Origin of the sequence: Pseudomonas sp. DR48, from assembly GCF_019823085.1 — a bacterium.
Taxonomy (GTDB): Bacteria; Pseudomonadota; Gammaproteobacteria; order Pseudomonadales; family Pseudomonadaceae; genus Aquipseudomonas.
This window is the reverse complement of record NZ_CP081946.1, coordinates 1,938,852-1,959,214: the sequence shown is the minus strand read 5'-3', so window position 1 is coordinate 1,959,214 and position 20,363 is coordinate 1,938,852. Positions and strand designations below refer to the sequence as shown.

At 57.0% G+C, this 20,363-nt stretch carries 17 protein-coding genes; 13 read left to right on the top strand and 4 right to left on the bottom strand.

The genetic code is table 11. From position 1 onward, the window contains the following. The first annotated feature begins 53 nt into the window (after positions 1 to 53). The 4 genes from glyQ (at position 54) to K5K95_RS08975 (ending at position 4,464) form a co-directional block, all read left to right on the top strand. On the top strand, positions 54 to 1,007 hold the full coding sequence (glyQ, locus tag K5K95_RS08990; RefSeq protein ID WP_003213601.1) for a glycine--tRNA ligase subunit alpha: 954 nt from the start codon (positions 54 to 56) through the stop codon (positions 1,005 to 1,007). Then, on the top strand, positions 1,004 to 3,058 hold the full coding sequence (glyS, locus tag K5K95_RS08985; protein WP_222589153.1) for a glycine--tRNA ligase subunit beta: 2,055 nt from the start codon (positions 1,004 to 1,006) through the stop codon (positions 3,056 to 3,058). The genes glyQ and glyS overlap by 4 nt, the downstream gene beginning before the upstream one ends. A gap of 4 nt (positions 3,059 to 3,062) precedes the next feature. Then, positions 3,063 to 3,602 carry a D-glycero-beta-D-manno-heptose 1,7-bisphosphate 7-phosphatase gene (gene gmhB / locus K5K95_RS08980; RefSeq protein WP_197281768.1) on the top strand — a complete coding sequence of 180 codons (540 nt, stop codon included), beginning with the start codon at positions 3,063 to 3,065 and terminating at the stop codon, positions 3,600 to 3,602. Positions 3,603 to 3,684: 82 nt separating this feature from the next. After that, entirely contained in the window at positions 3,685 to 4,464 is a 780-nt protein-coding gene (locus tag K5K95_RS08975) for a lysophospholipid acyltransferase family protein (RefSeq protein ID WP_222589152.1), read from the top strand. A gap of 289 nt (positions 4,465 to 4,753) precedes the next feature. Here the strand turns inward: K5K95_RS08975 and gyrB are convergent, their stop codons facing one another. Genes gyrB through dnaA form a run of 4 tightly spaced genes read right to left on the bottom strand, consistent with a single transcriptional unit; the run spans position 4,754 to position 10,964 of the window. Continuing rightward, on the bottom strand, positions 4,754 to 7,171 hold the full coding sequence (gene gyrB, locus K5K95_RS08970; RefSeq protein WP_222589151.1) for a DNA topoisomerase (ATP-hydrolyzing) subunit B: 2,418 nt from the start codon (positions 7,169 to 7,171) through the stop codon (positions 4,754 to 4,756). Positions 7,172 to 7,176: 5 nt separating this feature from the next. Further along, complete coding sequence (gene recF, locus K5K95_RS08965) at positions 7,177 to 8,280, bottom strand: DNA replication/repair protein RecF (RefSeq protein WP_007969883.1); 1,104 nt, start codon at positions 8,278 to 8,280, stop codon at positions 7,177 to 7,179. A 20-nt stretch (positions 8,281 to 8,300) separates the two neighbouring features. Beyond that, positions 8,301 to 9,404 carry a DNA polymerase III subunit beta gene (gene dnaN, locus K5K95_RS08960; protein ID WP_017341709.1) on the bottom strand — a complete coding sequence of 368 codons (1,104 nt, stop codon included), beginning with the start codon at positions 9,402 to 9,404 and terminating at the stop codon, positions 8,301 to 8,303. A gap of 39 nt (positions 9,405 to 9,443) precedes the next feature. Further along, positions 9,444 to 10,964, bottom strand: coding sequence for a chromosomal replication initiator protein DnaA (dnaA, locus tag K5K95_RS08955; RefSeq protein ID WP_222589150.1), 1,521 nt, complete (start codon positions 10,962 to 10,964; stop codon positions 9,444 to 9,446). Between the two features lie 567 nt (positions 10,965 to 11,531). Here dnaA and rpmH point away from each other — a divergent pair. The 9 genes from rpmH (at position 11,532) to K5K95_RS08910 (ending at position 20,270) form a co-directional block, all read left to right on the top strand. Then, positions 11,532 to 11,666 carry a 50S ribosomal protein L34 gene (gene rpmH / locus K5K95_RS08950; RefSeq protein ID WP_003213577.1) on the top strand — a complete coding sequence of 45 codons (135 nt, stop codon included), beginning with the start codon at positions 11,532 to 11,534 and terminating at the stop codon, positions 11,664 to 11,666. A 16-nt stretch (positions 11,667 to 11,682) separates the two neighbouring features. Continuing rightward, on the top strand, positions 11,683 to 12,084 hold the full coding sequence (gene rnpA, locus K5K95_RS08945; RefSeq protein WP_003187205.1) for a ribonuclease P protein component: 402 nt from the start codon (positions 11,683 to 11,685) through the stop codon (positions 12,082 to 12,084). Then, positions 12,077 to 12,322 (top strand): membrane protein insertion efficiency factor YidD, encoded by a 246-nt coding sequence (yidD, locus tag K5K95_RS08940; protein ID WP_201115586.1) that lies wholly within the window; start codon positions 12,077 to 12,079, stop codon positions 12,320 to 12,322. The genes rnpA and yidD overlap by 8 nt, the downstream gene beginning before the upstream one ends. A gap of 2 nt (positions 12,323 to 12,324) precedes the next feature. After that, positions 12,325 to 14,031: a membrane protein insertase YidC gene (gene yidC / locus K5K95_RS08935; protein WP_222589149.1), complete on the top strand. Its 1,707-nt coding sequence runs from the start codon at positions 12,325 to 12,327 to the stop codon at positions 14,029 to 14,031. 79 nt (positions 14,032 to 14,110) lie between these two features. Further along, positions 14,111 to 15,481: a tRNA uridine-5-carboxymethylaminomethyl(34) synthesis GTPase MnmE gene (gene mnmE, locus K5K95_RS08930; RefSeq protein WP_222589148.1), complete on the top strand. Its 1,371-nt coding sequence runs from the start codon at positions 14,111 to 14,113 to the stop codon at positions 15,479 to 15,481. Between the two features lie 551 nt (positions 15,482 to 16,032). Then, positions 16,033 to 17,931 carry a tRNA uridine-5-carboxymethylaminomethyl(34) synthesis enzyme MnmG gene (gene mnmG / locus K5K95_RS08925; RefSeq protein ID WP_222589147.1) on the top strand — a complete coding sequence of 633 codons (1,899 nt, stop codon included), beginning with the start codon at positions 16,033 to 16,035 and terminating at the stop codon, positions 17,929 to 17,931. After that, positions 17,928 to 18,572 carry a 16S rRNA (guanine(527)-N(7))-methyltransferase RsmG gene (gene rsmG / locus K5K95_RS08920; protein ID WP_222589146.1) on the top strand — a complete coding sequence of 215 codons (645 nt, stop codon included), beginning with the start codon at positions 17,928 to 17,930 and terminating at the stop codon, positions 18,570 to 18,572. The genes mnmG and rsmG overlap by 4 nt, the downstream gene beginning before the upstream one ends. Positions 18,573 to 18,590: 18 nt before the next feature. After that, the gene (locus tag K5K95_RS08915) at positions 18,591 to 19,388 is read left to right on the top strand and encodes a ParA family protein (RefSeq protein WP_090177596.1); all 798 of its coding nucleotides are present in this window, start codon (positions 18,591 to 18,593) and stop codon (positions 19,386 to 19,388) included. A gap of 9 nt (positions 19,389 to 19,397) precedes the next feature. Next, positions 19,398 to 20,270, top strand: coding sequence for a ParB/RepB/Spo0J family partition protein (locus K5K95_RS08910; RefSeq protein ID WP_090177598.1), 873 nt, complete (start codon positions 19,398 to 19,400; stop codon positions 20,268 to 20,270). Positions 20,271 to 20,363: the final 93 nt, after the last annotated feature.

The following is a 20,363-nucleotide window of genomic DNA, read 5'->3' as shown; positions in this document are numbered from 1 at the left end:
AATCGGGTATACTCCCGCTCTTTAAATCGCAGCCCAAGAAACAGGTGAATTTCGTGAGCCAGCCTACGCCAGCCGTGCGTACCTTCCAAGACTTGATCCTCGCCCTCCAGCAATACTGGGCCGAGCAAGGTTGCGTGGTACTTCAGCCCTACGATATGGAAGTAGGCGCCGGTACTTTCCACACTGCCACGTTTCTGCGCGCCATCGGCCCGGAAACCTGGAACGCCGCTTATGTGCAGCCCAGTCGTCGCCCGACTGACGGCCGCTACGGCGAAAACCCGAACCGTCTGCAGCATTACTACCAGTTTCAGGTTGTCCTGAAGCCGAACCCGGACAATTTCCAGGAACTGTACCTGGGCTCCCTCAAGCATGTCGGCCTGGACCCGCTGGTCCACGACATTCGCTTCGTCGAAGACAACTGGGAATCGCCGACACTGGGCGCCTGGGGTCTGGGCTGGGAAGTCTGGCTCAACGGCATGGAAGTGACGCAGTTCACTTACTTCCAGCAAGCGGGCGGGATCGAGTGCTACCCGGTGACCGGCGAGATCACTTATGGCCTGGAACGTCTGGCGATGTACCTGCAAGGCGTGGACTCGGTCTACGACCTGGTCTGGGCGGACGGTCCGTTCGGTAAAGTGACCTACGGCGACGTGTTCCACCAGAACGAAGTGGAGCAGTCGACCTACAACTTCGAACACGCCAACGTCGAGAAGCTGTTCGAACTGTTCGATTTCTACGAAAGCGAAGCCAAGCGCCTGATCGAACTCGACCAGCCGCTGCCATTGCCAAGCTATGAAATGGTGTTGAAGGCATCCCATACCTTCAACCTGCTGGATGCACGCCGGGCAATCTCGGTGACCGCGCGTCAGCAATACATCCTGCGTGTGCGCACCCTGGCGCGTTCCGTTGCGCAAGCCTACCTGCTGGCTCGCGCCAAGCTGGGCTTCCCGATGGCGACCCCGGACCTGCGTGATGAAGTACTGGCCAAGCTGGAGGCTGCACAATGAGTGCTCAAGATTTTCTGGTTGAACTGGGCACCGAAGAACTGCCACCCAAAGCCCTGAACACCCTGGCCGACGCGTTCCTGGCCGGTATCGACAAGGGCTTGCAGGCCGCCGGCCTGAACTACGAAACCAAAACCGTCTACGCCGCGCCGCGTCGTCTGGCTGTGCTGATCACTTCGCTGGCCACCCACCAGCCGGATCGCAGCATCAACCTCGACGGCCCGCCACGTCAGGCCGCGTTCGATGCCGAAGGCAATCCGACTCAAGCGGCACTGGGTTTTGCCAAGAAGTGCGGCGTCGACCTGAGCGAAATCGATCAGAGCGGCCCGAAACTGCGCTACAGCCAAAGCATCGCGGGCAAACCGACCGCGAGCCTGCTGCCGACCATCGTCGAAGATTCCCTGAACGACCTGCCGATTCCCAAGCGCATGCGCTGGGGTGCTCGCAAGGAAGAATTCGTTCGCCCAACCCAATGGCTGGTCATGCTGCTCGGTGACCAGGTCATCGACTGCACCATCCTTGCCCAGAAGGCTGGCCGTGATTCCCGTGGTCACCGTTTCCATCACCCGGAAAGTGTGCGCATCACTTCGCCGGCCAACTACCTGGCCGACCTGCGTGGCGCTTACGTGCTGGCCGACGCCAACGAGCGTCGCGCGCTGATCAGCAAGCGCACCGAAGAGCTGGCGACGATGCAGGAAGGTACTGCAATCGTTCCGCCTGCCTTGCTCGACGAAGTGACTGCGCTGGTTGAATGGCCGGTGCCGCTGGTGTGCTCGTTCGAGGAACGTTTCCTCGACGTGCCGCAAGAAGCCCTGATCACCACCATGCAGGACAACCAGAAGTATTTCTGCCTGCTGGATGCCGACGGCAAATTGCTGCCACGTTTCATTACCGTGGCCAACATCGAAAGCAAAGACCCGCAGCAGATCATCGCCGGTAACGAGAAAGTGGTTCGCCCACGCCTGACCGACGCCGAGTTCTTCTTCAAGCAAGACAAGAAGCAGAAACTCGAAGACTTCAACCTGCGCCTGCAGAACGTGGTGTTCCAGGAAAAACTCGGCAGCGTCTACGACAAGGCCGAGCGCGTTTCCAAACTGGCCGCGTTCATTGCGCAACGCATTGGCGGCAACGCAGCCTGGGCTTCCCGTGCCGGCCTGCTGTCCAAGTGCGACCTGGCGACCGAGATGGTTGGTGAGTTCCCGGAGATGCAAGGCGTCGCCGGTTACTACTACGCCCTCAACGATGGCGAGCCGGAAGATGTCGCTCTGGCGCTAAACGAGCAATACATGCCGCGCGGTGCCGGCGCTGAACTGCCGACCACCCTGACCGGTGCGGCCGTGGCCATCGCCGACAAGCTCGACACCCTGGTCGGGATTTTCGGCATTGGCATGTTGCCAACCGGCAGCAAAGACCCGTATGCACTGCGCCGTGCCGCACTCGGCGTGTTGCGCATCCTGATCGACAAGAAGCTCGACCTCGACCTCAACGATGCCGTGGCGTTTGCCGTGAATGCGTTCGGTACCAAGGTGAAAGCTGCCGGTCTGAATGACGCGGTGCTGGAATTCATCTTCGATCGTCTGCGTGCCCGTTATGAAGACGAAGGCGTGGACGTCGGCACTTACCTGTCGGTACGTGCCCTGAAGCCGGGTTCGGCGCTGGACTTCGACCAACGCGTACAAGCGGTGGAAGCATTCCGCAAGTTGCCGGAAGCCGCTGCCCTGGCCGCAGTGAACAAGCGCGTGTCGAACTTGCTGAGCAAGGTCGAAGGCTCTGTTCCGTCGGTCGTGGAAGCCAAGTACTTCGACAATGCCAACGAGTTCTCCCTGTACTCGGCGATCCAGCAGGCTGACCAGGCTGTACAGCCGATGGCCGCTGCGCGTCAGTACCGTGAATCGCTGGCTCGTCTGGCTGCCCTGCGCGAGCCGGTGGATGCATTCTTCGAGGCCGTGATGGTCAACGCTGAAGATGCCAAGGTCCGCGCCAACCGCTATGCATTGCTGGCGCGTCTGCGTGGGCTGTTCCTCGGCGTCGCCGACATTTCGATGCTGGGCTGAGGAGCTGCTGTTGAAACTGCTGATTCTCGATCGGGACGGGGTGATCAATTACGACTCCGACGCTTACATCAAGTCGGTGGAGGAGTGGATTCCGCTCCCGGGCTCGATCGAGGCGATTGCGCAGTTGAGCAAGGCCGGCTGGACGGTGGCGGTAGCTACCAACCAGTCGGGCATTGCTCGCGGTTATTACGACATCGCCACCCTGGACGCCATGCACGAGCGCCTTCGCTCGCTGGTGGCGGAGCAGGGCGGTGAGGTCGGGCTGATCGTCTATTGCCCGCACGGGCCGGACGACGGCTGCGATTGCCGCAAGCCAAAACCGGGGATGCTGAAAACCATCGCCGCGCATTACAACGTTTCGCTGACTAATCTATGGTTTGTTGGCGACACGCTCGGTGACCTGGAAGCCGCCAAAGCCGTCGATTCTCAGCCAGTTTTGGTAAAGACCGGGAAAGGCGAAAAGACTTTGGGCAAGACCCTGCCGGTGGGCACCTTGATTTTTGACGATCTTGCGGCGATTGCCGCAGAACTTATCCACAATTAGAGCGCTTTCGAATTTCCTGACCAAGGATTGATCGGGAGTGCGCTTTATATAGACGGGCAGAGCCCGCACGGTAAATGTCGCCATGTCGATACTGCAGGCCATCAGAACCTTCCTCTTTTACCTGCTGCTGGGCACCAGCTCCTTGCTTTGGTGCAGCCTGAGCTTTTTCATCGCGCCTTTTCTGCCGTTCAAGGCGCGGTATCGCTTTATCAATGTTTATTGGTGCCGTTGCGCCTTGTGGCTGAGCAAAGTCTTTCTGGGCATCAGCTACGAAGTGAAGGGCGCGGAGAACGTGCCAGACCAGCCCTGTGTGATTCAGTCGAACCACCAGAGCACCTGGGAGACGTTCTTCCTCTCGGCCTACTTCGAGCCTTTGAGCCAGGTACTGAAGCGTGAACTGCTCTACGTTCCGTTCTTCGGTTGGGCCATGGCCATGCTGCGTCCGATCGCCATCGATCGCGACAATCCGAAAGCTGCGCTAAAGCATGTGGCCAAGAAGGGTGACGAATTGCTCAAGAATGGTGTTTGGGTGCTGATTTTCCCGGAAGGGACACGCGTTCCCTTTGGCAGCATCGGCAAGTTCTCCCGCGGAGGCACCGCGTTGGCGGTCAACGCGGCACTTCCAGTGCTGCCGATTGCACACAATGCCGGCAAATTCTGGCCGAAAACCGGTTGGGCAAAGAAGCAGGGCGTGATCACCGTGATCATTGGCGCACCGATGTACGCCGAGGGTAGCGGGCCGCGCGCCATTGCCGATCTGAACGACCGTGTGCAGCACTGGAACGAACAGATGCAACGGGAAATGGGTTCGCTGCCAGCAGCCCCTGCAGCACCCTCTGCCAACGATCAGGTCGCTGTCTGAGATTCTGTGGATAACCTGTGTACCGTTTTTCCAAAACGCGGCTTATTTAGTTCGTAAGCATATGATTTATATGTATATTTCTTAAACTGATAAAATTCCGAAAAAGGTGCATAAGTTTTTTTCGGGCGCAAAAAAACCGGCTGATATAGCCGGTTTTTTTATGCCCGAAATTGCTGTGTTTCAGTGGCTGAACAATGGCTGTGTCAGGTTGTTAACGGGGTGGCTGAGATGCAATAAAAAAGGCCAACGCTGAGCGTTGGCCTTTTGGGTTTGGCAGGATTTCGCTGAATCAGAAGTCCAGGTTGGAAACCGCCAAGGCGTTGCTTTCGATGAAGTCACGACGAGGTTCGACCGCATCACCCATCAGGGTGTTGAAGATCTGGTCTGCGCCGATGGCGTCTTCGATGGTCACTTTGAGCATCCGGCGCTGGCTAGGGTCCATGGTGGTTTCCCACAGCTGATCCGGGTTCATCTCGCCCAGACCTTTGTATCGCTGAATGGTGTGACGCTTGGTGCTTTCAGCCATCAGCCATTCAAGAGCTTCCTTGAACTCGGTGACCGGCTTCTTGCGCTCGCCACGCTGGATGTACGCGCCGTCGTCCAGCAAGGTGCTCAACTGAGCGCCGAGGGATACCACGGTTTTGTAGTCATTGCTGCCAAAGAAGTCGCGGTTGAAGGTGACGTAGTTCGACAGGCCATGGGAGATCAGCTCAACCTCTGGCAGCCAGACGTTACGTTCACGGTCTTCACGCAGGCTGGCTTTGTACACCAGGCCGGACTTCTCAACAGTGCGCAGACGAACTTCGTACTGAGCCAGCCAATCCTGCATCGCTGCGTGATCGGACAGTTGCTCCATGCTCACTGCAGGCAGGTAGATGAAGTGTTCGGTCAGTTCCTGTGGGTACAGGCGCGACAGACGCTTGAGGGTCTTCATCACCAGACGGAAGTCATTCACCAGACGCTCGAGGGCAGGGCCGGAGATCCCCGGTGCTTCCTCGTTCAGGTGCAGGCTCGCGTCTTCCAGGGCCGACTGCGTCATGTACTCTTCCATGGCGTCGTCGTCTTTGATGTATTGCTCTTGCTTGCCCTTCTTGACCTTGTACAGCGGTGGCTGGGCGATGTAGATGTAGCCGCGCTCGATCAGCTCAGGCAACTGACGGAAGAAAAAGGTCAGCAGCAGGGTACGAATGTGCGAACCGTCGACGTCAGCATCGGTCATGATGATGATGTTGTGATAACGCAGCTTCGCAATGTTGTACTCGTCGCGGCCAATGCCACAGCCCAGTGCGGTGATCAAGGTGCCCACTTCTTGCGAAGAGATCATCTTGTCGAATCGCGCTTTTTCAACGTTCAGGATCTTGCCTTTGAGTGGCAGGATGGCCTGGGTTTTACGGTTACGTCCCTGCTTGGCGGAGCCGCCAGCAGAGTCACCTTCCACGAGGTACAGTTCGGAAAGGGCAGGGTCCTTTTCCTGGCAGTCAGCCAGTTTGCCCGGCAGGCCGGCAATATCCAGCGCGCCTTTACGACGGGTCATCTCACGGGCTTTACGCGCCGCTTCCCGCGCACGAGCAGCATCGATCATCTTGCCGACGACGAGCTTGGCTTCGTTCGGGTTTTCCAGCAGGAAGTCGGAGAAGTACTTGCCCATTTCCTGTTCGACCGCGGTCTTCACTTCGGAAGAGACCAGCTTGTCTTTGGTCTGCGAGCTGAACTTCGGATCCGGTACTTTCACCGAAATGATCGCGGTCAGGCCTTCGCGGGCATCGTCACCAGTGGTGGCGACCTTGTGCTTCTTGGCCAGGCCTTCAGCTTCGATGTAGGTGTTCAGGTTACGCGTCAGTGCGGAACGGAAACCCACCAAGTGAGTGCCGCCATCGCGCTGTGGAATGTTGTTGGTGAAGCACAACAGGTTCTCGTTGAAGCTGTCGTTCCACTGCAGGGCGATTTCCACGCCGATGCCGTCTTCACGCTGGATGTTGAAGTGGAACACCTGGTTGACCGGAGTCTTGTTGGTGTTCAGGTATTCAACGAACGCACGCAGGCCGCCTTCGTATTTGAACAGCTCTTCCTTGCCGCTGCGCTCGTCCTTGAGGACGATGCCGACGCCGGAGTTGAGGAAGGACAGTTCGCGGATCCGCTTGGCCAGGATATCCCAGCTGAAATGGATATTCTTGAAGGTCAGGTCGGATGGTTTGAAGTGAATCTGGGTACCGGTGGTTTCGCTCTCGCCGACGATTTTCATCGGCTCTTTCGGTACACCGTGGATGTAGGTCTGTTCCCAGATCTTGCCACTGCGGCGAACGGTCAGAACCAGCTCTTCGGACAGGGCGTTAACAACCGAAACACCTACACCGTGCAGACCGCCAGAAACCTTGTACGAGTTATCGTCGAACTTACCGCCGGCGTGCAGTACGGTCATGATGACCTCAGCTGCCGAGACGCCTTCTTCTTTGTGCACGTCTACCGGGATGCCACGACCGTTGTCGCGAACGGTGATGGATTCGTCCGGGTGGATGATGATGCTGATGTCGTCGCAATGGCCAGCCAGTGCTTCGTCGATCGAGTTGTCGACCACCTCGAACACCATGTGGTGCAGACCGCTGCCATCGTCGGTGTCACCAATGTACATACCGGGACGTTTGCGTACGGCATCCAGGCCTTTCAGCACTTTAATGCTCGTTGAGTCGTACGTATTTTCTTCGCTCAATGCCTTCACTCCCGATGGTCGTGGGTCTGGGTGATACGGCCCTGTTCCACGTGGAACAGAGCGACTGGCGTTTCCGTCTGCCAGCCTTCCCTCAATAATTCGTGATCTACACAGGTGATAAACACCTGGCAGCGTAAGTCTTCCAGCAAGCGGCAAAGCGCGCGACGGTGGTGCTCGTCCAGTTCGGACGGCAGGTCATCCACCAGATAAATACACTGGCCGCGCCGGGCCTGGCTCACCAGGTGCCCCTGGGCAATCCGCAATGCACAGACCACTAACTTCTGCTGGCCGCGGGACAAGATGTCTGCGGCATTATGTGCGCCCAATCTGAGACGCAAATCAGCACGTTGTGGTCCGGCCTGGGTGTGCCCCATTTGCTGATCCCGCTGAAGGGAACCGGCGAGCACTGCGCTCAATTCTCGGTCCTTGTCCCAACCTCGGTAATAGCTGAGCGTCAAACCTTCAAGCTCAACCAGTTCGCTCAAGGTTTGTTCAAAGACTGGTTTCAAGGCTTTGATGTAAGCGCGGCGGTATTCATCAATTTCAGCGCTGGCCTGGCACAACTCCCTGTCCCAAACCGCTTGCGAAACGGCGTCAAGTGTACCATGCCGCAGCCAAGAGTTTCTCTGGCGCAGGGCCTTCTGCAAGCGCTGCCAAGTTGACATGAATCGCGGTTCCACGTGGAACACGCCCCAGTCGAGAAACTGCCGGCGAATCTTGGGTGCACCTTCCAGCAAGCGAAAGCTGTCAGGGTTAATCAGCTGCAGCGGCAGGATTTCTGCCAGCTGTGCCGCACTGCGGGCGTTCTGCCCATCGATACGGATCTGAAATTCGCCCTGACGGTCGCGGGAGATTCCCAAGGCGCTGTGCCCACCTTCCGCCAACTCCACCTGACCAAACACCGTACACGCCAACTGCTCGTACTGGATCACCGGCAACAGACGGGTGCTACGAAACGAACGGGCAAGCCCCAGCAGGTGGATGGCTTCCAGAACACTGGTTTTGCCGCTGCCGTTGGCGCCGTAAAGAATGTTGATTCGGGGGGAGGGGGAGAAGGTCACCGGGTGCAGATTGCGCACCGCGGTGACCGAGACGCGACTTAAGGACATCTAGCTTCTGCTGAGCATGATTACAGACGCATCGGCATGACAACGTAGGCCGAATCGTCGTTGTCGGACTCTTGCACCAGCGCACTGCTGTTGGAGTCGGACAGGATCAAACGAACCTGCTCTGTGGTCATCACACCCAGCACGTCGAGCAGATAGCTGACGTTGAAGCCGATTTCCAGATTGCCGCCGTTGTACTCGACGCCAACTTCTTCTTCAGCTTCTTCCTGCTCCGGGTTGTTCGCCTGGATCTTCAACTGACCGTTGGCCAATTGCAGACGAATACCACGGTATTTCTCGTTGGAGAGAATCGCGGTACGGCTGAATGCTTCACGTAATGCCTGACGATCACCCAGCACCAGTTTGTCGCCGCCTTTAGGCAGAACGCGCTCGTAGTCAGGGAACTTGCCGTCGACCAGCTTCGAGGTGAAGGTGAATTCGCCGGTGGTCGCGCGGATATGATGCTGACCCAGCACAATGCTGACAATGCCGTCCGGTTCGGTCAGCAGGCGCGCCAGTTCAAGGATACCCTTGCGCGGCACGATGACCTGGTGACGATCCGGCTGACCAATATCGGCCTGCATCGAGCACATAGCCAGACGGTGCCCGTCAGTGGCCACGGCACGGATGATGCCGGCAGAGACTTCCAGCAGCATACCGTTGAGGTAATAACGTACGTCCTGCTGGGCCATGGCGAAGCTGGTGCGTTCGATCAGACGACGCAGTTTGCTTTGCTCCAGGCTGCAGGTCAGCGAGCCAGGACCTTCTTCGACGGTCGGGAAATCGTTGGCTGGCAGGGTCGACAGGGTGAAGCGGCTACGGCCGGCTTTCACCACCAGCTTCTGCTCGTCGACCTTGATGTCGATCAGCGCGTCGTTCGGCAGGCTCTTGCAGATGTCCATCAACTTGCGCGCAGGCACAGTAATGGAGCCCGGGTCCGCAGGCTCTTCGAGTTGCACACGACCGACCAGCTCGACTTCCAGGTCGGTACCGGTCAGCGACAATTGCTGGCCTTCGACAACCAGCAGCACGTTGGAGAGCACCGGCAAGGTCTGGCGGCGCTCGACGACGCCTGCGACCAGTTGCAGGGGTTTCAACAGGGCTTCGCGTTGAATGGTGAAATGCATGGTCTAGTCCCTTGCCTTAATAAGCTGCGCTGGTGTTCATCAAGTGGTCAGTGTACGCAGCAGGTTCTTGTAGTCCTCGCGGATGTCCGCGTCGGATTCCTTAAGTTCGTTGATCTTGCGGCAAGCGTGCAAAACGGTGGTGTGGTCCCGGCCGCCAAACACATCGCCGATTTCCGGCAGGCTGTGGTTAGTCAACTCCTTGGACAACGCCATTGCAACCTGACGCGGACGTGCGACCGAGCGCGAACGACGCTTGGACAGCAGGTCGGAAATCTTGATCTTGTAGTACTCAGCGACCGTGCGCTGAATGTTATCCACAGAGACCAGTTTGTCTTGCAGCGCCAACAAGTCCTTCAGGGATTCGCGAATCAACTCGATGGTGATGTCGCGGCCCATGAAGTGCGAGTGGGCGATCACGCGTTTCAGCGCGCCTTCCAGCTCACGGACGTTGGAGCGAATACGTTGTGCGATAAAGAACGCCGCATCGTGTGGCAGATCGACTTTGGCCTGATCGGCCTTTTTCATCAGGATCGCTACGCGGGTTTCCAGCTCTGGCGGCTCGACCGCTACGGTCAGGCCCCAGCCGAAGCGGGATTTGAGGCGCTCTTCAAGGCCTTCGATTTCTTTAGGATAGCGGTCACTGGTGAGAATGACCTGCTGACCACCTTCAAGCAGGGCGTTGAAGGTGTGGAAAAACTCTTCCTGGGAACGCTCTTTGCGGGCAAAGAACTGAATGTCATCGATCAGCAACGCATCCACCGAACGGTAAAAGCGCTTGAACTCGTTGATTGCGTTCAGTTGCAGCGCCTTGACCATGTCGGCCACGAACCGCTCCGAATGCAGGTAAACCACCTTGGCATTCGGGTTCTTCTTTAATAGGTGGTTACCCACCGCGTGCATCAAGTGGGTTTTACCCAAGCCGACGCCGCCATAAAGGAAGAGCGGGTTGTAACCGTGCTTCGGGTTGTCCGCCACTTGCCAGGCCGCAGCCCGGGCCAACTGGTTGGACTTACCTTCGACGAAGTTTTCGAAGGTGAAGGTGCGGTTCAGGTAACTGGTGTGCTTGAGCGCGCCCTCGACCTGCACGGTGCGCTGCTCGGAGCGAACCGGCGCCTGTTGCGAACTGGCCCCGGCCATCGGATCGAAGCTGTCACGCGACGGCTCTTCACTGACCTCGGCAACTTTTTGCGTCGCGCGCTTGGTCGGTGTCGTCGCCGGGGCGGGCGCCGGAGCGTTCACTGGCGCTTGGCTCGCCTGAGCTTGGGACGCAGCAGCGGCCAACGGCGCATTTGGAGCCGCACGCGGTGCTGAACTGCGTTTGCTGCCTATTAATAAGGAAAGCGCAGGCGCCATGCCATTGCCATGCTCATCCAGCAGTTCGAGGACACGGCCCAGGTACTTTTCGTTGACCCAGTCGAGAACAAAACGATTCGGTGCGTAGACACGCAACTCGTCGCCTTCGGCTTCGACCTGTAGTGGACGGATCCAAGTGTTGAATTGTTGGGCAGGCAGCTCATCGCGCAAAAGCTCCACGCACTGCTGCCAAAGTTCCACTGACACGGATATCCCCTAAGTTGAAAGCCGGTGAGGCAAAAACAAGCGGCCATTGTAGCGGCCAGACGTCCACTTATCCACATGCAGGTTGCGCACAGGCCATGAATTATCAACGCGTTACCCCTCATAAAGGCGACCAATGGTATGTGCATAAGCTCTGTGGATAACCGACCATGAGGGCACTGGACAAGTGGGGGCGAAACTCGGTGGATAACCTGCCTGTGGATAACTGGCCGTTCCACACACAGCTTATCCGATAGCGCAGCACAGGCTGACCACCGTTTTCCACTGTAGTTGTCATTCTCTGTACAGTGCACAGTAGAAGGGCTGAAGCTACTTATCCACAGAGGACGGCGTCCCTAGCTTTTATAAGCTTTACAAAAAAGCTTTAAATAACTTCCTTCTTTATTTCTATATCTAGCGAAGGCTGTGCGAACCAGAAAACGCCTGGAGATCTATTTATAAGGAAACGTTGGTTGGAAATTGACCTAGAGGCTTGCTTTCTCTAGAATCCCCGGTCTCTTAAAACGGGGGCCATTCCGGCCCGTTGTGGACGAACCAGGTAACACGACAATGAAACGTACTTTCCAACCAAGCACTATCAAACGCGCTCGTACCCACGGTTTCCGTGCTCGCATGGCTACCAAGAACGGTCGTGCCGTCCTGTCGCGTCGTCGCGCCAAAGGTCGTGCGCGTCTGGCAGTTTGATAATCCGGCACTGGAGGTGAGTCAGGACTTCAGTCGGGAAAAGCGTCTGCTTACTCCCCGGCATTTCAAGGCAGTCTTTGACTCCCCTACCGGCAAGGTTCCGGGGAAAAATCTCCTGCTCCTTGCGCGCAACAACGATCTCGATCACCCCCGTCTAGGGCTGGTTATCGGGAAAAAGAGCGTAAAGCTCTCCGTCGAGCGCAATCGCCTCAAACGTCTGATGCGCGAATCGTTTCGCCTGAACCAGGATTCACTGGTCGGTTGGGACATCGTAATCGTCGCGCGCAAAGGTTTGGGTGACGTAGAAAACCCCGAATTGATTCAGCATTTCGGCAAGCTCTGGAAGCGTCTGGCACGTAGCAAGCCGGTACCAGCAGTCAACACCGAAACTGTAGGGGTAGACAGTCCCGATGCGTAAACTGGCCCTCGTTCCGATCCAGTTTTATCGCTATGCCATTAGTCCCCTGATGGCCAACCACTGTCGCTTCTACCCCAGTTGTTCCTGCTACGCGTTAGAGGCCATAGAAAATCATGGTCTTCTGCGCGGTGGCTGGCTGGCCTTTCGTCGTTTAGGTCGCTGTCATCCGTGGAATCCCGGTGGTTATGACCCGGTTCCATCTATCCCTACCTCCCGTTCTTCTTCGATGGCCGAGTAATCATGGATATCAAACGCACGATCCTGATCGTCGCCCTGGCAATCGTGTCCTATGTTATGGTCCTTAAATGGAACCAGGACTATGGCCAGGCTGCCCTGCCGACTCAGAATGTTGCTTCCAGTACTTCCGCACCGGGCCTACCGGACACGGCGACTGGCAATAATGCTTCTGTCAGTGACGACATTCCACGCGCCGCAAGCGATACCAGTGCGACTGCACCTGCTGAAACATCGGTAGCTGCGAGCAAAGACCTCATCCAGATCAAAACGGATGTGCTCAACCTGGCTATCGATCCACAAGGTGGTGATGTTGCCCAGCTGACGCTGCCGCTGTATCCACGTCGCCAGGACCATCCGGAAATTCCATTCCAGTTGTTCGATAACGGCAACGAGCGGACTTATCTGGCCCAGAGCGGTTTGATCGGTACCGATGGTCCGGACGCAAGTCCTGCCGGTCGTCCGGTTTACTCCTCGGAGAAGAAGATCTACCAACTGGCTGACGGTCAGGACCAATTGGTCGTGGACCTGAAGTTCAGCAAGGACGGCGTCAACTACATCAAGCGTTTCACCGTGAAACGTGGCCTGTATGACGTAACCGTTACCTACTTGATCGACAACGAAAGCGCCAAGCCTTGGTCCGGTGCGATGTTCGCTCAATTGAAGCGTGACGCCAGCGCCGATCCATCGTCCAGCACTGCCACCGGTACCGCGACTTACCTGGGCGCTGCCCTGTGGACAAGTAACGAGCCGTACAAGAAAGTGTCCATGAAGGACATGGACAAGGTGACCGAAGACAAAACCAAGCCACCAATCACCTATAACGTGAATGGCGGCTGGGTTGCATGGTTGCAGCACTATTTTGTAACCGCGTGGATTCCTCAGCCTGGTCAGAACAATGCGGTAGTTGCTCGTAAAGATGGCAAGGGCAACTACATCATCGGCTACACCGCGCCAGCAATTACTGTTGCGCCAGGTGCGAAGGCCGAGACCAGCGCAGTTCTGTACGCAGGTCCGAAAAGCCAGGCTGTGCTGAAACAGTTGTCCCCAGGTCTGGAACTGACCGTCGACTACGGCATCCTGTGGTTCATTGCCCAGCCAATTTTCTGGCTGCTGCAACACATCCACGCGCTGGTCGGTAACTGGGGCTGGTCGATCATCTTCCTGACCATGCTGATCAAAGGGCTTTTCTTCCCGCTGTCGGCTGCCAGCTACAAATCGATGGCCCGCATGCGTGCAGTGGCACCGAAACTGGCCGCGCTGAAAGAGCAACATGGCGACGACCGGCAGAAAATGTCGCAATCCATGATGGAGCTGTACAAGAAAGAGAAGATCAATCCGCTGGGTGGTTGCTTGCCAATCCTCGTGCAGATGCCGGTTTTCCTTTCGTTGTACTGGGTTCTGCTGGAAAGCGTTGAAATGCGCCAAGCGCCGTTCATGCTGTGGATTACTGACCTGTCGATCAAGGATCCGTTCTTCATTCTGCCGATCATCATGGGTGCAACCATGTTCATCCAGCAGCAGTTGAACCCTACACCTCCGGATCCGATGCAGGCCAAGGTGATGAAGCTGATGCCAATCATCTTCACCTTCTTCTTCCTGTGGTTCCCGGCAGGTCTGGTGCTGTACTGGGTAGTGAACAACTGCCTGTCTATCACCCAACAGTGGTACATCACTCGTAAAATTGAAGCGGCTACCAAAGCAGCTGCCTGATTTACACTGTGGATAACCACTCAAAACGCCCCCTAGTGGGGCGTTTTGCTATCTGTCACTTTTGTCTGGATACCGGTTTATGAGCGTTCCTCGTGAAACCATTGCAGCCGTCGCCACCGCTCAAGGTCGCGGGGGTGTGGGCATCGTCCGTATTTCCGGACCGTTGGCGAGTGTTGCCGCCAAGGCGATCAGCGGTCGCGAACTCAAACCCCGATTTGCCCATTACGGCCCGTTTCTCAGTGAAAACGAAGAGGTACTGGACGAAGGCATCGCGTTGTATTTCCCGGGACCGAACTCCTTCACCGGCGAAGACGTGCTTGAACTGCAGGGGCACGGCGGTCCGATCGTGCTGGACATGTTGCTCAAGCGTTGCCTGGAACTGGGCTGTCGTCTCGCCCGTCCGGGTGAATTCAGTGAGCGTGCGTTCCTCAATGACAAACTCGATCTGGCCCAGGCGGAAGCTATCGCCGACTTGATCGAGGCAAGTTCTGCACAGGCCGCACGCAACGCGCTGCGTTCATTGCAGGGAGCATTTTCCCAACGTGTGCATAACCTCACCGAACAACTGATTGGCCTGCGCATCTACGTCGAGGCGGCGATCGATTTTCCGGAAGAAGAAATCGATTTCCTTGCGGACGGTCACGTACTGGCCATGCTCGACAAAGTGCGTGATGAATTATCCACAGTGCTTCGCGAAGCCGGGCAAGGTGCCTTGTTGCGTGACGGGATGACGGTGGTCATTGCCGGCCGTCCGAACGCCGGTAAATCCAGCCTGCTGAATGCATTGGCCGGTCGGGAAGCTGCGATCGTCACCGAGATTGCCGGCACCACCCGTGACATTCTTCGCGAACATATCCACATCGATGGCATGCCGCTGCACGTGGTCGACACTGCAGGCCTGCGTGATACCGATGACCAGGTGGAAAAGATAGGGGTCGAACGGGCGTTGAAAGCCATTGGCGAGGCTGATCGGGTGCTGCTGGTGGTTGATGCAACCGCTCCCGAGGCACTTGATCCATTCGCTTTATGGCCGGAATTCCTTGAAATCCGCCCGGATCCATCCAAAGTCACACTGATTCGCAATAAAGCGGACCTTACCGGGGAAGCGATTGCCCTGGAAGTCAGTGACGATGGCCATGTCACGATCAGCCTCAGCGCGAAATCCGCCGGCATGGGTCTGGAACTGCTACGCGAGCATCTCAAGGCATGCATGGGCTACGAGCAGACCTCTGAAAGCAGCTTCAGTGCTCGCAGGCGTCACCTTGAAGCGCTGCGACATGCCAGCGCGTCCCTTGAGCATGGCCGTGCACAGTTAACGCTGGCAGGGGCCGGTGAACTGCTGGCCGAAGATTTGCGTCAAGCTCAGCACTCTCTTGGTGAAATCACCGGTGCCTTCAGCTCCGATGACCTGCTGGGACGCATTTTCTCCAGCTTCTGCATCGGTAAATAGCCCCTTCGTTATTCACAGACAGGCCATTCGAGCCTGTCTGTTTCCTCCCTTTGTCTAAATTTTTATCCAATGCAGAGCACATTCCTTCCGCTCGAGCGGATTTTCCGTGCCTGCAATTCCCTCAATCAGCGCTTTTCTGTGGATTAAGCCCTGTGAGTAACTGCCACTAAGGGCAGTTGATAACAGGGCCTCAAAACTGAAGATAACCGCCCCTGTGGATAACCACCCCTTTCATCCACAGGCTTAAACCAGTTATCCAAGGGCCTCATTGACACATGACCACAGGGTTTTGAAGCTCTGTACACATTGAATATAAAGGCCTGTAGAGATCTATCCACAGAAAGGAGCCTCAGTAGAAATAAACATAAAAACAAAGATTTAATAAATTTCTCTCTTTTTAATTTCTATAACCCCGATTTCTCCACAGCTGGTTAAATTTTGTGCAAAGGGTTCTTTAGGAAGGGCGAAGTCCCTATACTTGCCGACCAGGTATAGAAACCTGAGCTCAAACTATTCCTGATTACCTGACTGAAGCAGGCACGAGGTGCGTGGTGGATTTCCCTTCCCGTTTTGAAGTGATCGTCATCGGCGGCGGTCATGCCGGTACCGAGGCAGCACTGGCGTCAGCACGCATGGGGGCAAAAACCCTATTGCTGACGCATAACGTGGAAACCCTCGGTGCCATGAGTTGCAACCCCGCCATTGGTGGGATCGGTAAAAGCCACCTGGTCAAGGAAATCGATGCCCTCGGCGGCGCGATGGCCATGGCAACCGATAAGGGCGGTATCCAATTTCGCGTGTTGAACAGCCGCAAAGGTCCGGCCGTGCGTGCAACTCGCGCCCAGGCAGACCGGATTCTGTACAAAGCCGCTGTCCGCGAAACATTGGAAAACCAGCCCAACCTGTGGATATTTCAACAAGCCGCTGATGACCTGATCGTCGAACAGGAACAAGTGCGCGGTGTGGTTACCCAAATGGGCCTGCGTTTCCTGGCAGATTCCGTGGTATTGACCACTGGCACCTTCCTCGGCGGACTTATCCACATCGGTATGCAGAATTATTCCGGTGGTCGCGCCGGCGATCCGCCATCGATTGCCCTGGCTCGCCGCCTGCGTGAATTGCCGCTGCGTGTCGGTCGCCTGAAAACCGGTACACCGCCACGTATCGATGGTCGTTCTGTGGATTTCTCGGTAATGACCGAGCAAGCAGGCGATACCCCGATCCCGGTGATGTCGTTCATGGGCTCCAAAGAGCAGCATCCGAGACAGGTCAGCTGCTGGATTACCCACACCAACGCCCGTACCCACGAAATCATTGCCGCCAACCTTGATCGTTCGCCGATGTATTCCGATGCCGGGCAGATCGAAGGCATCGGCCCACGTTATTGCCCGTCGATTGAAGACAAGATCCATCGCTTTGCCGACAAGGAAAGCCATCAGGTCTTCATCGAACCGGAAGGCTTGACCACCCACGAGCTGTACCCGAACGGGATATCCACATCCTTGCCGTTCGACGTGCAATTGCAGATCGTGCAATCGATTCGTGGCATGGAAAACGCGCACATCGTGCGTCCGGGCTATGCCATCGAATACGACTATTTCGACCCGCGTGACCTGAAGTACAGCCTCGAAACCAAAGTCATTGGCGGTCTGTTTTTCGCCGGGCAAATCAACGGTACCACCGGTTACGAAGAAGCTGGCGCCCAGGGTTTGCTGGCCGGAGCCAACGCCGCCCTGCGTGCACAGGGCAAAGACGCCTGGTGCCCGCGCCGTGACGAGGCGTACATCGGCGTATTGGTCGACGACCTGATTACCCTCGGTACTCAAGAGCCGTACCGGATGTTCACTTCCCGTGCCGAGTACCGTCTGATCCTGCGCGAAGACAACGCCGATCTGCGCTTGACCGAAAAAGGTCGCGAGCTGGGTCTGGTCGATGACGCGCGCTGGGCGGCGTTCTGCAAGAAACGCGAAAGTATCGATCTGGAAGAGCAACGCCTGAAAAGCACCTGGGTCCGTCCCGGGACTGAGCAGGGCGACGCGATTTCCGAGAAGTTCGGTACACCGCTGACCCACGAATACAATTTGCTCAACCTGCTGAGCCGTCCGGAAATCGACTACGCTGGTCTGATCGCCGTCACCGGTGGAGGCGCAGAAGATCCACAGGTCGCCGAGCAGGTCGAAATTAAGACCAAGTACGCCGGGTACATCGATCGTCAACAGGATGAAATCGCTCGCCTGCGGGCCAGCGAAGACACAAAACTGCCTGTGGATATCGATTACACGAACATTTCCGGTCTCTCCAAAGAGATCCAGAGCAAGCTCGGTGCGACCCGTCCAGAGACATTGGGCCAGGCATCACGTATCCCGGGCGTCACCCCGGCAGCGATTTCGCTGTTGATGATTCATTTGAAAAAACGCGGCGCGGGCCGTCAGTTGGAGCAAAGCGCTTGAGTTCGTTGGTCACCTCGCAACACGCCGAAGAGTTATCCACAGGTGCTCGCCAGCTCGGTGTCACACTGACAGAAACCCAGCACGCGCAGCTGCTGGGTTATCTGGCCCTGTTGATCAAATGGAACAAGGCTTACAACCTGACCGCCGTGCGTGATCCGGACGAAATGGTTTCCCGTCACCTGCTCGACAGTCTGAGCGTGATGTCGTTTGTCGAAAACGGCCGCTGGCTGGACGTTGGCAGCGGTGGTGGTATGCCGGGGATTCCGCTGGCCATCCTGTTTCCAGAGTCACAAGTGACTTGCCTGGACAGCAATGGCAAGAAAACCCGCTTCCTGACCCAGGTCAAACTCGAACTCAAACTGGATAACCTGCAAGTTATCCACAGTCGCGTCGAAGCCTTCCAGCCTGCACAGCTCTTCAACGGGATTATTTCCCGGGCTTTCAGCAGCATGGAAAACTTCAGCAACTGGACTCGCCACCTCGGCGATGCCGATACACGCTGGCTGGCAATGAAGGGCGTTCATCCGGCCGATGAGCTGGTAGCATTGCCGGCAGACTTCCACCTCGATAGCGAACACGCCCTGGCCGTACCTGGTTGCCAAGGCCAACGCCATCTGCTGATACTGCGCCGCACGGCATGATTGGGAACACAAGCAAGAATGGCTAAGGTATTCGCGATTGCGAACCAAAAGGGTGGTGTGGGCAAAACCACCACCTGCATCAACCTCGCAGCTTCCCTGGTCGCTACCAAGCGCCGGGTGCTGTTGATCGATCTCGATCCACAAGGCAACGCCACCATGGGTAGCGGTGTGGATAAACACGGCCTGGAAAACTCGGTCTACGACCTGCTGATCGGCGAATGCGACCTGGCTCAGGCCATGCACTATTCCGAGCACGGTGGTTACCAGCTGTTGCCGGCCAACCGCGACCTGACCGCGGCGGAAGTGGTTCTGCTGGAAATGCAGATGAAGGAAAGTCGCCTGCGCAGCGCGCTGGCGCCGATCCGCGAAAACTACGATTACATTTTGATCGACTGCCCGCCGTCGCTGTCGATGCTTACGCTTAACGCACTGGTCGCCGCTGACGGGGTAATTATCCCCATGCAGTGCGAGTATTTTGCGCTCGAAGGCTTGAGCGACCTTGTGGATAACATCAAGCGAATCGCTGAATTGCTCAACCCGAACCTGAAAGTCGAAGGCCTGCTGCGGACCATGTATGACCCGCGCCTGAGCCTGATGAATGATGTTTCGGCGCAGCTCAAGGAACACTTCGGCGAGCAGCTGTACGACACCGTCATCCCACGAAACATCCGTCTGGCCGAAGCACCCAGCTATGGCATGCCGGCACTGGCTTATGACAAAGCATCGCGTGGCGCAATCGCCTATCTGGCATTGGCCGGCGAGCTGGTTCGTCGTCAACGCAAAAACTCACGCACTGCCGCCGCTCAGGCAACTTAAGGAATCCCCATGGCCGTCAAGAAACGAGGTCTCGGACGTGGACTGGATGCACTGCTGAGTGGTCCGACTGTCAGCTCGCTGGAAGAACAAGCGGTGCAAGCCGACCAGCGTGAGCTGCAGCACCTGCCCCTGGACTTGATCCAGCGCGGCAAGTACCAGCCGCGTCGGGACATGGATCCTCAGGCGCTGGAAGAGCTGGCGCAGTCGATCAAGGCCCAGGGCGTGATGCAGCCGATCGTTGTTCGTCCGATCGGCAGCGGTCGCTTCGAAATAATCGCCGGTGAACGCCGTTGGCGCGCCAGTCAGCAGGCCGGTAAGGAAACCATCCCGGCGATGGTCCGCGACGTGCCGGATGAAACGGCGATTGCCATGGCGCTGATCGAGAACATCCAGCGCGAAGACCTCAATCCGATTGAAGAAGCGGTGGCCTTGCAGCGTCTGCAGCAGGAATTCCAGCTGACGCAGCAACAAGTGGCCGAAGCAGTGGGCAAATCCCGCGTGACTGTGGCCAACCTGCTACGCTTGATCGCGTTGCCGGAAGTTATCAAGACCATGCTGTCGCACGGTGACCTGGAAATGGGTCATGCCCGTGCTTTGCTCGGTTTACCGGAGAATCAACAGGTTGAAGGGGCGCGACATGTTGTCGCACGGGGGCTGACTGTGCGCCAAACCGAGGCACTGGTTCGCCAGTGGTTGAGTGGCAAACAGGAGCCTGCTGAACCGGTAAAGCCGGACCCGGATATCGCCCGACTCGAGCAGCGCCTGGCTGAGCGCCTAGGCTCTGCGGTGCAGATCCGCCACGGTAAGAAGGGCAAAGGGCAGTTGGTAATTGGTTATAACTCCCTCGATGAGCTACAAGGTGTGCTTGCACATATTCGTTGAAACATTTCCTCATGTAGCGTGCAGGCGGAAATCACTACCTGACAGTTGAATAGGGGCTGAACCGCCCCTATACTCTGCGCGCATTTTGTCGGC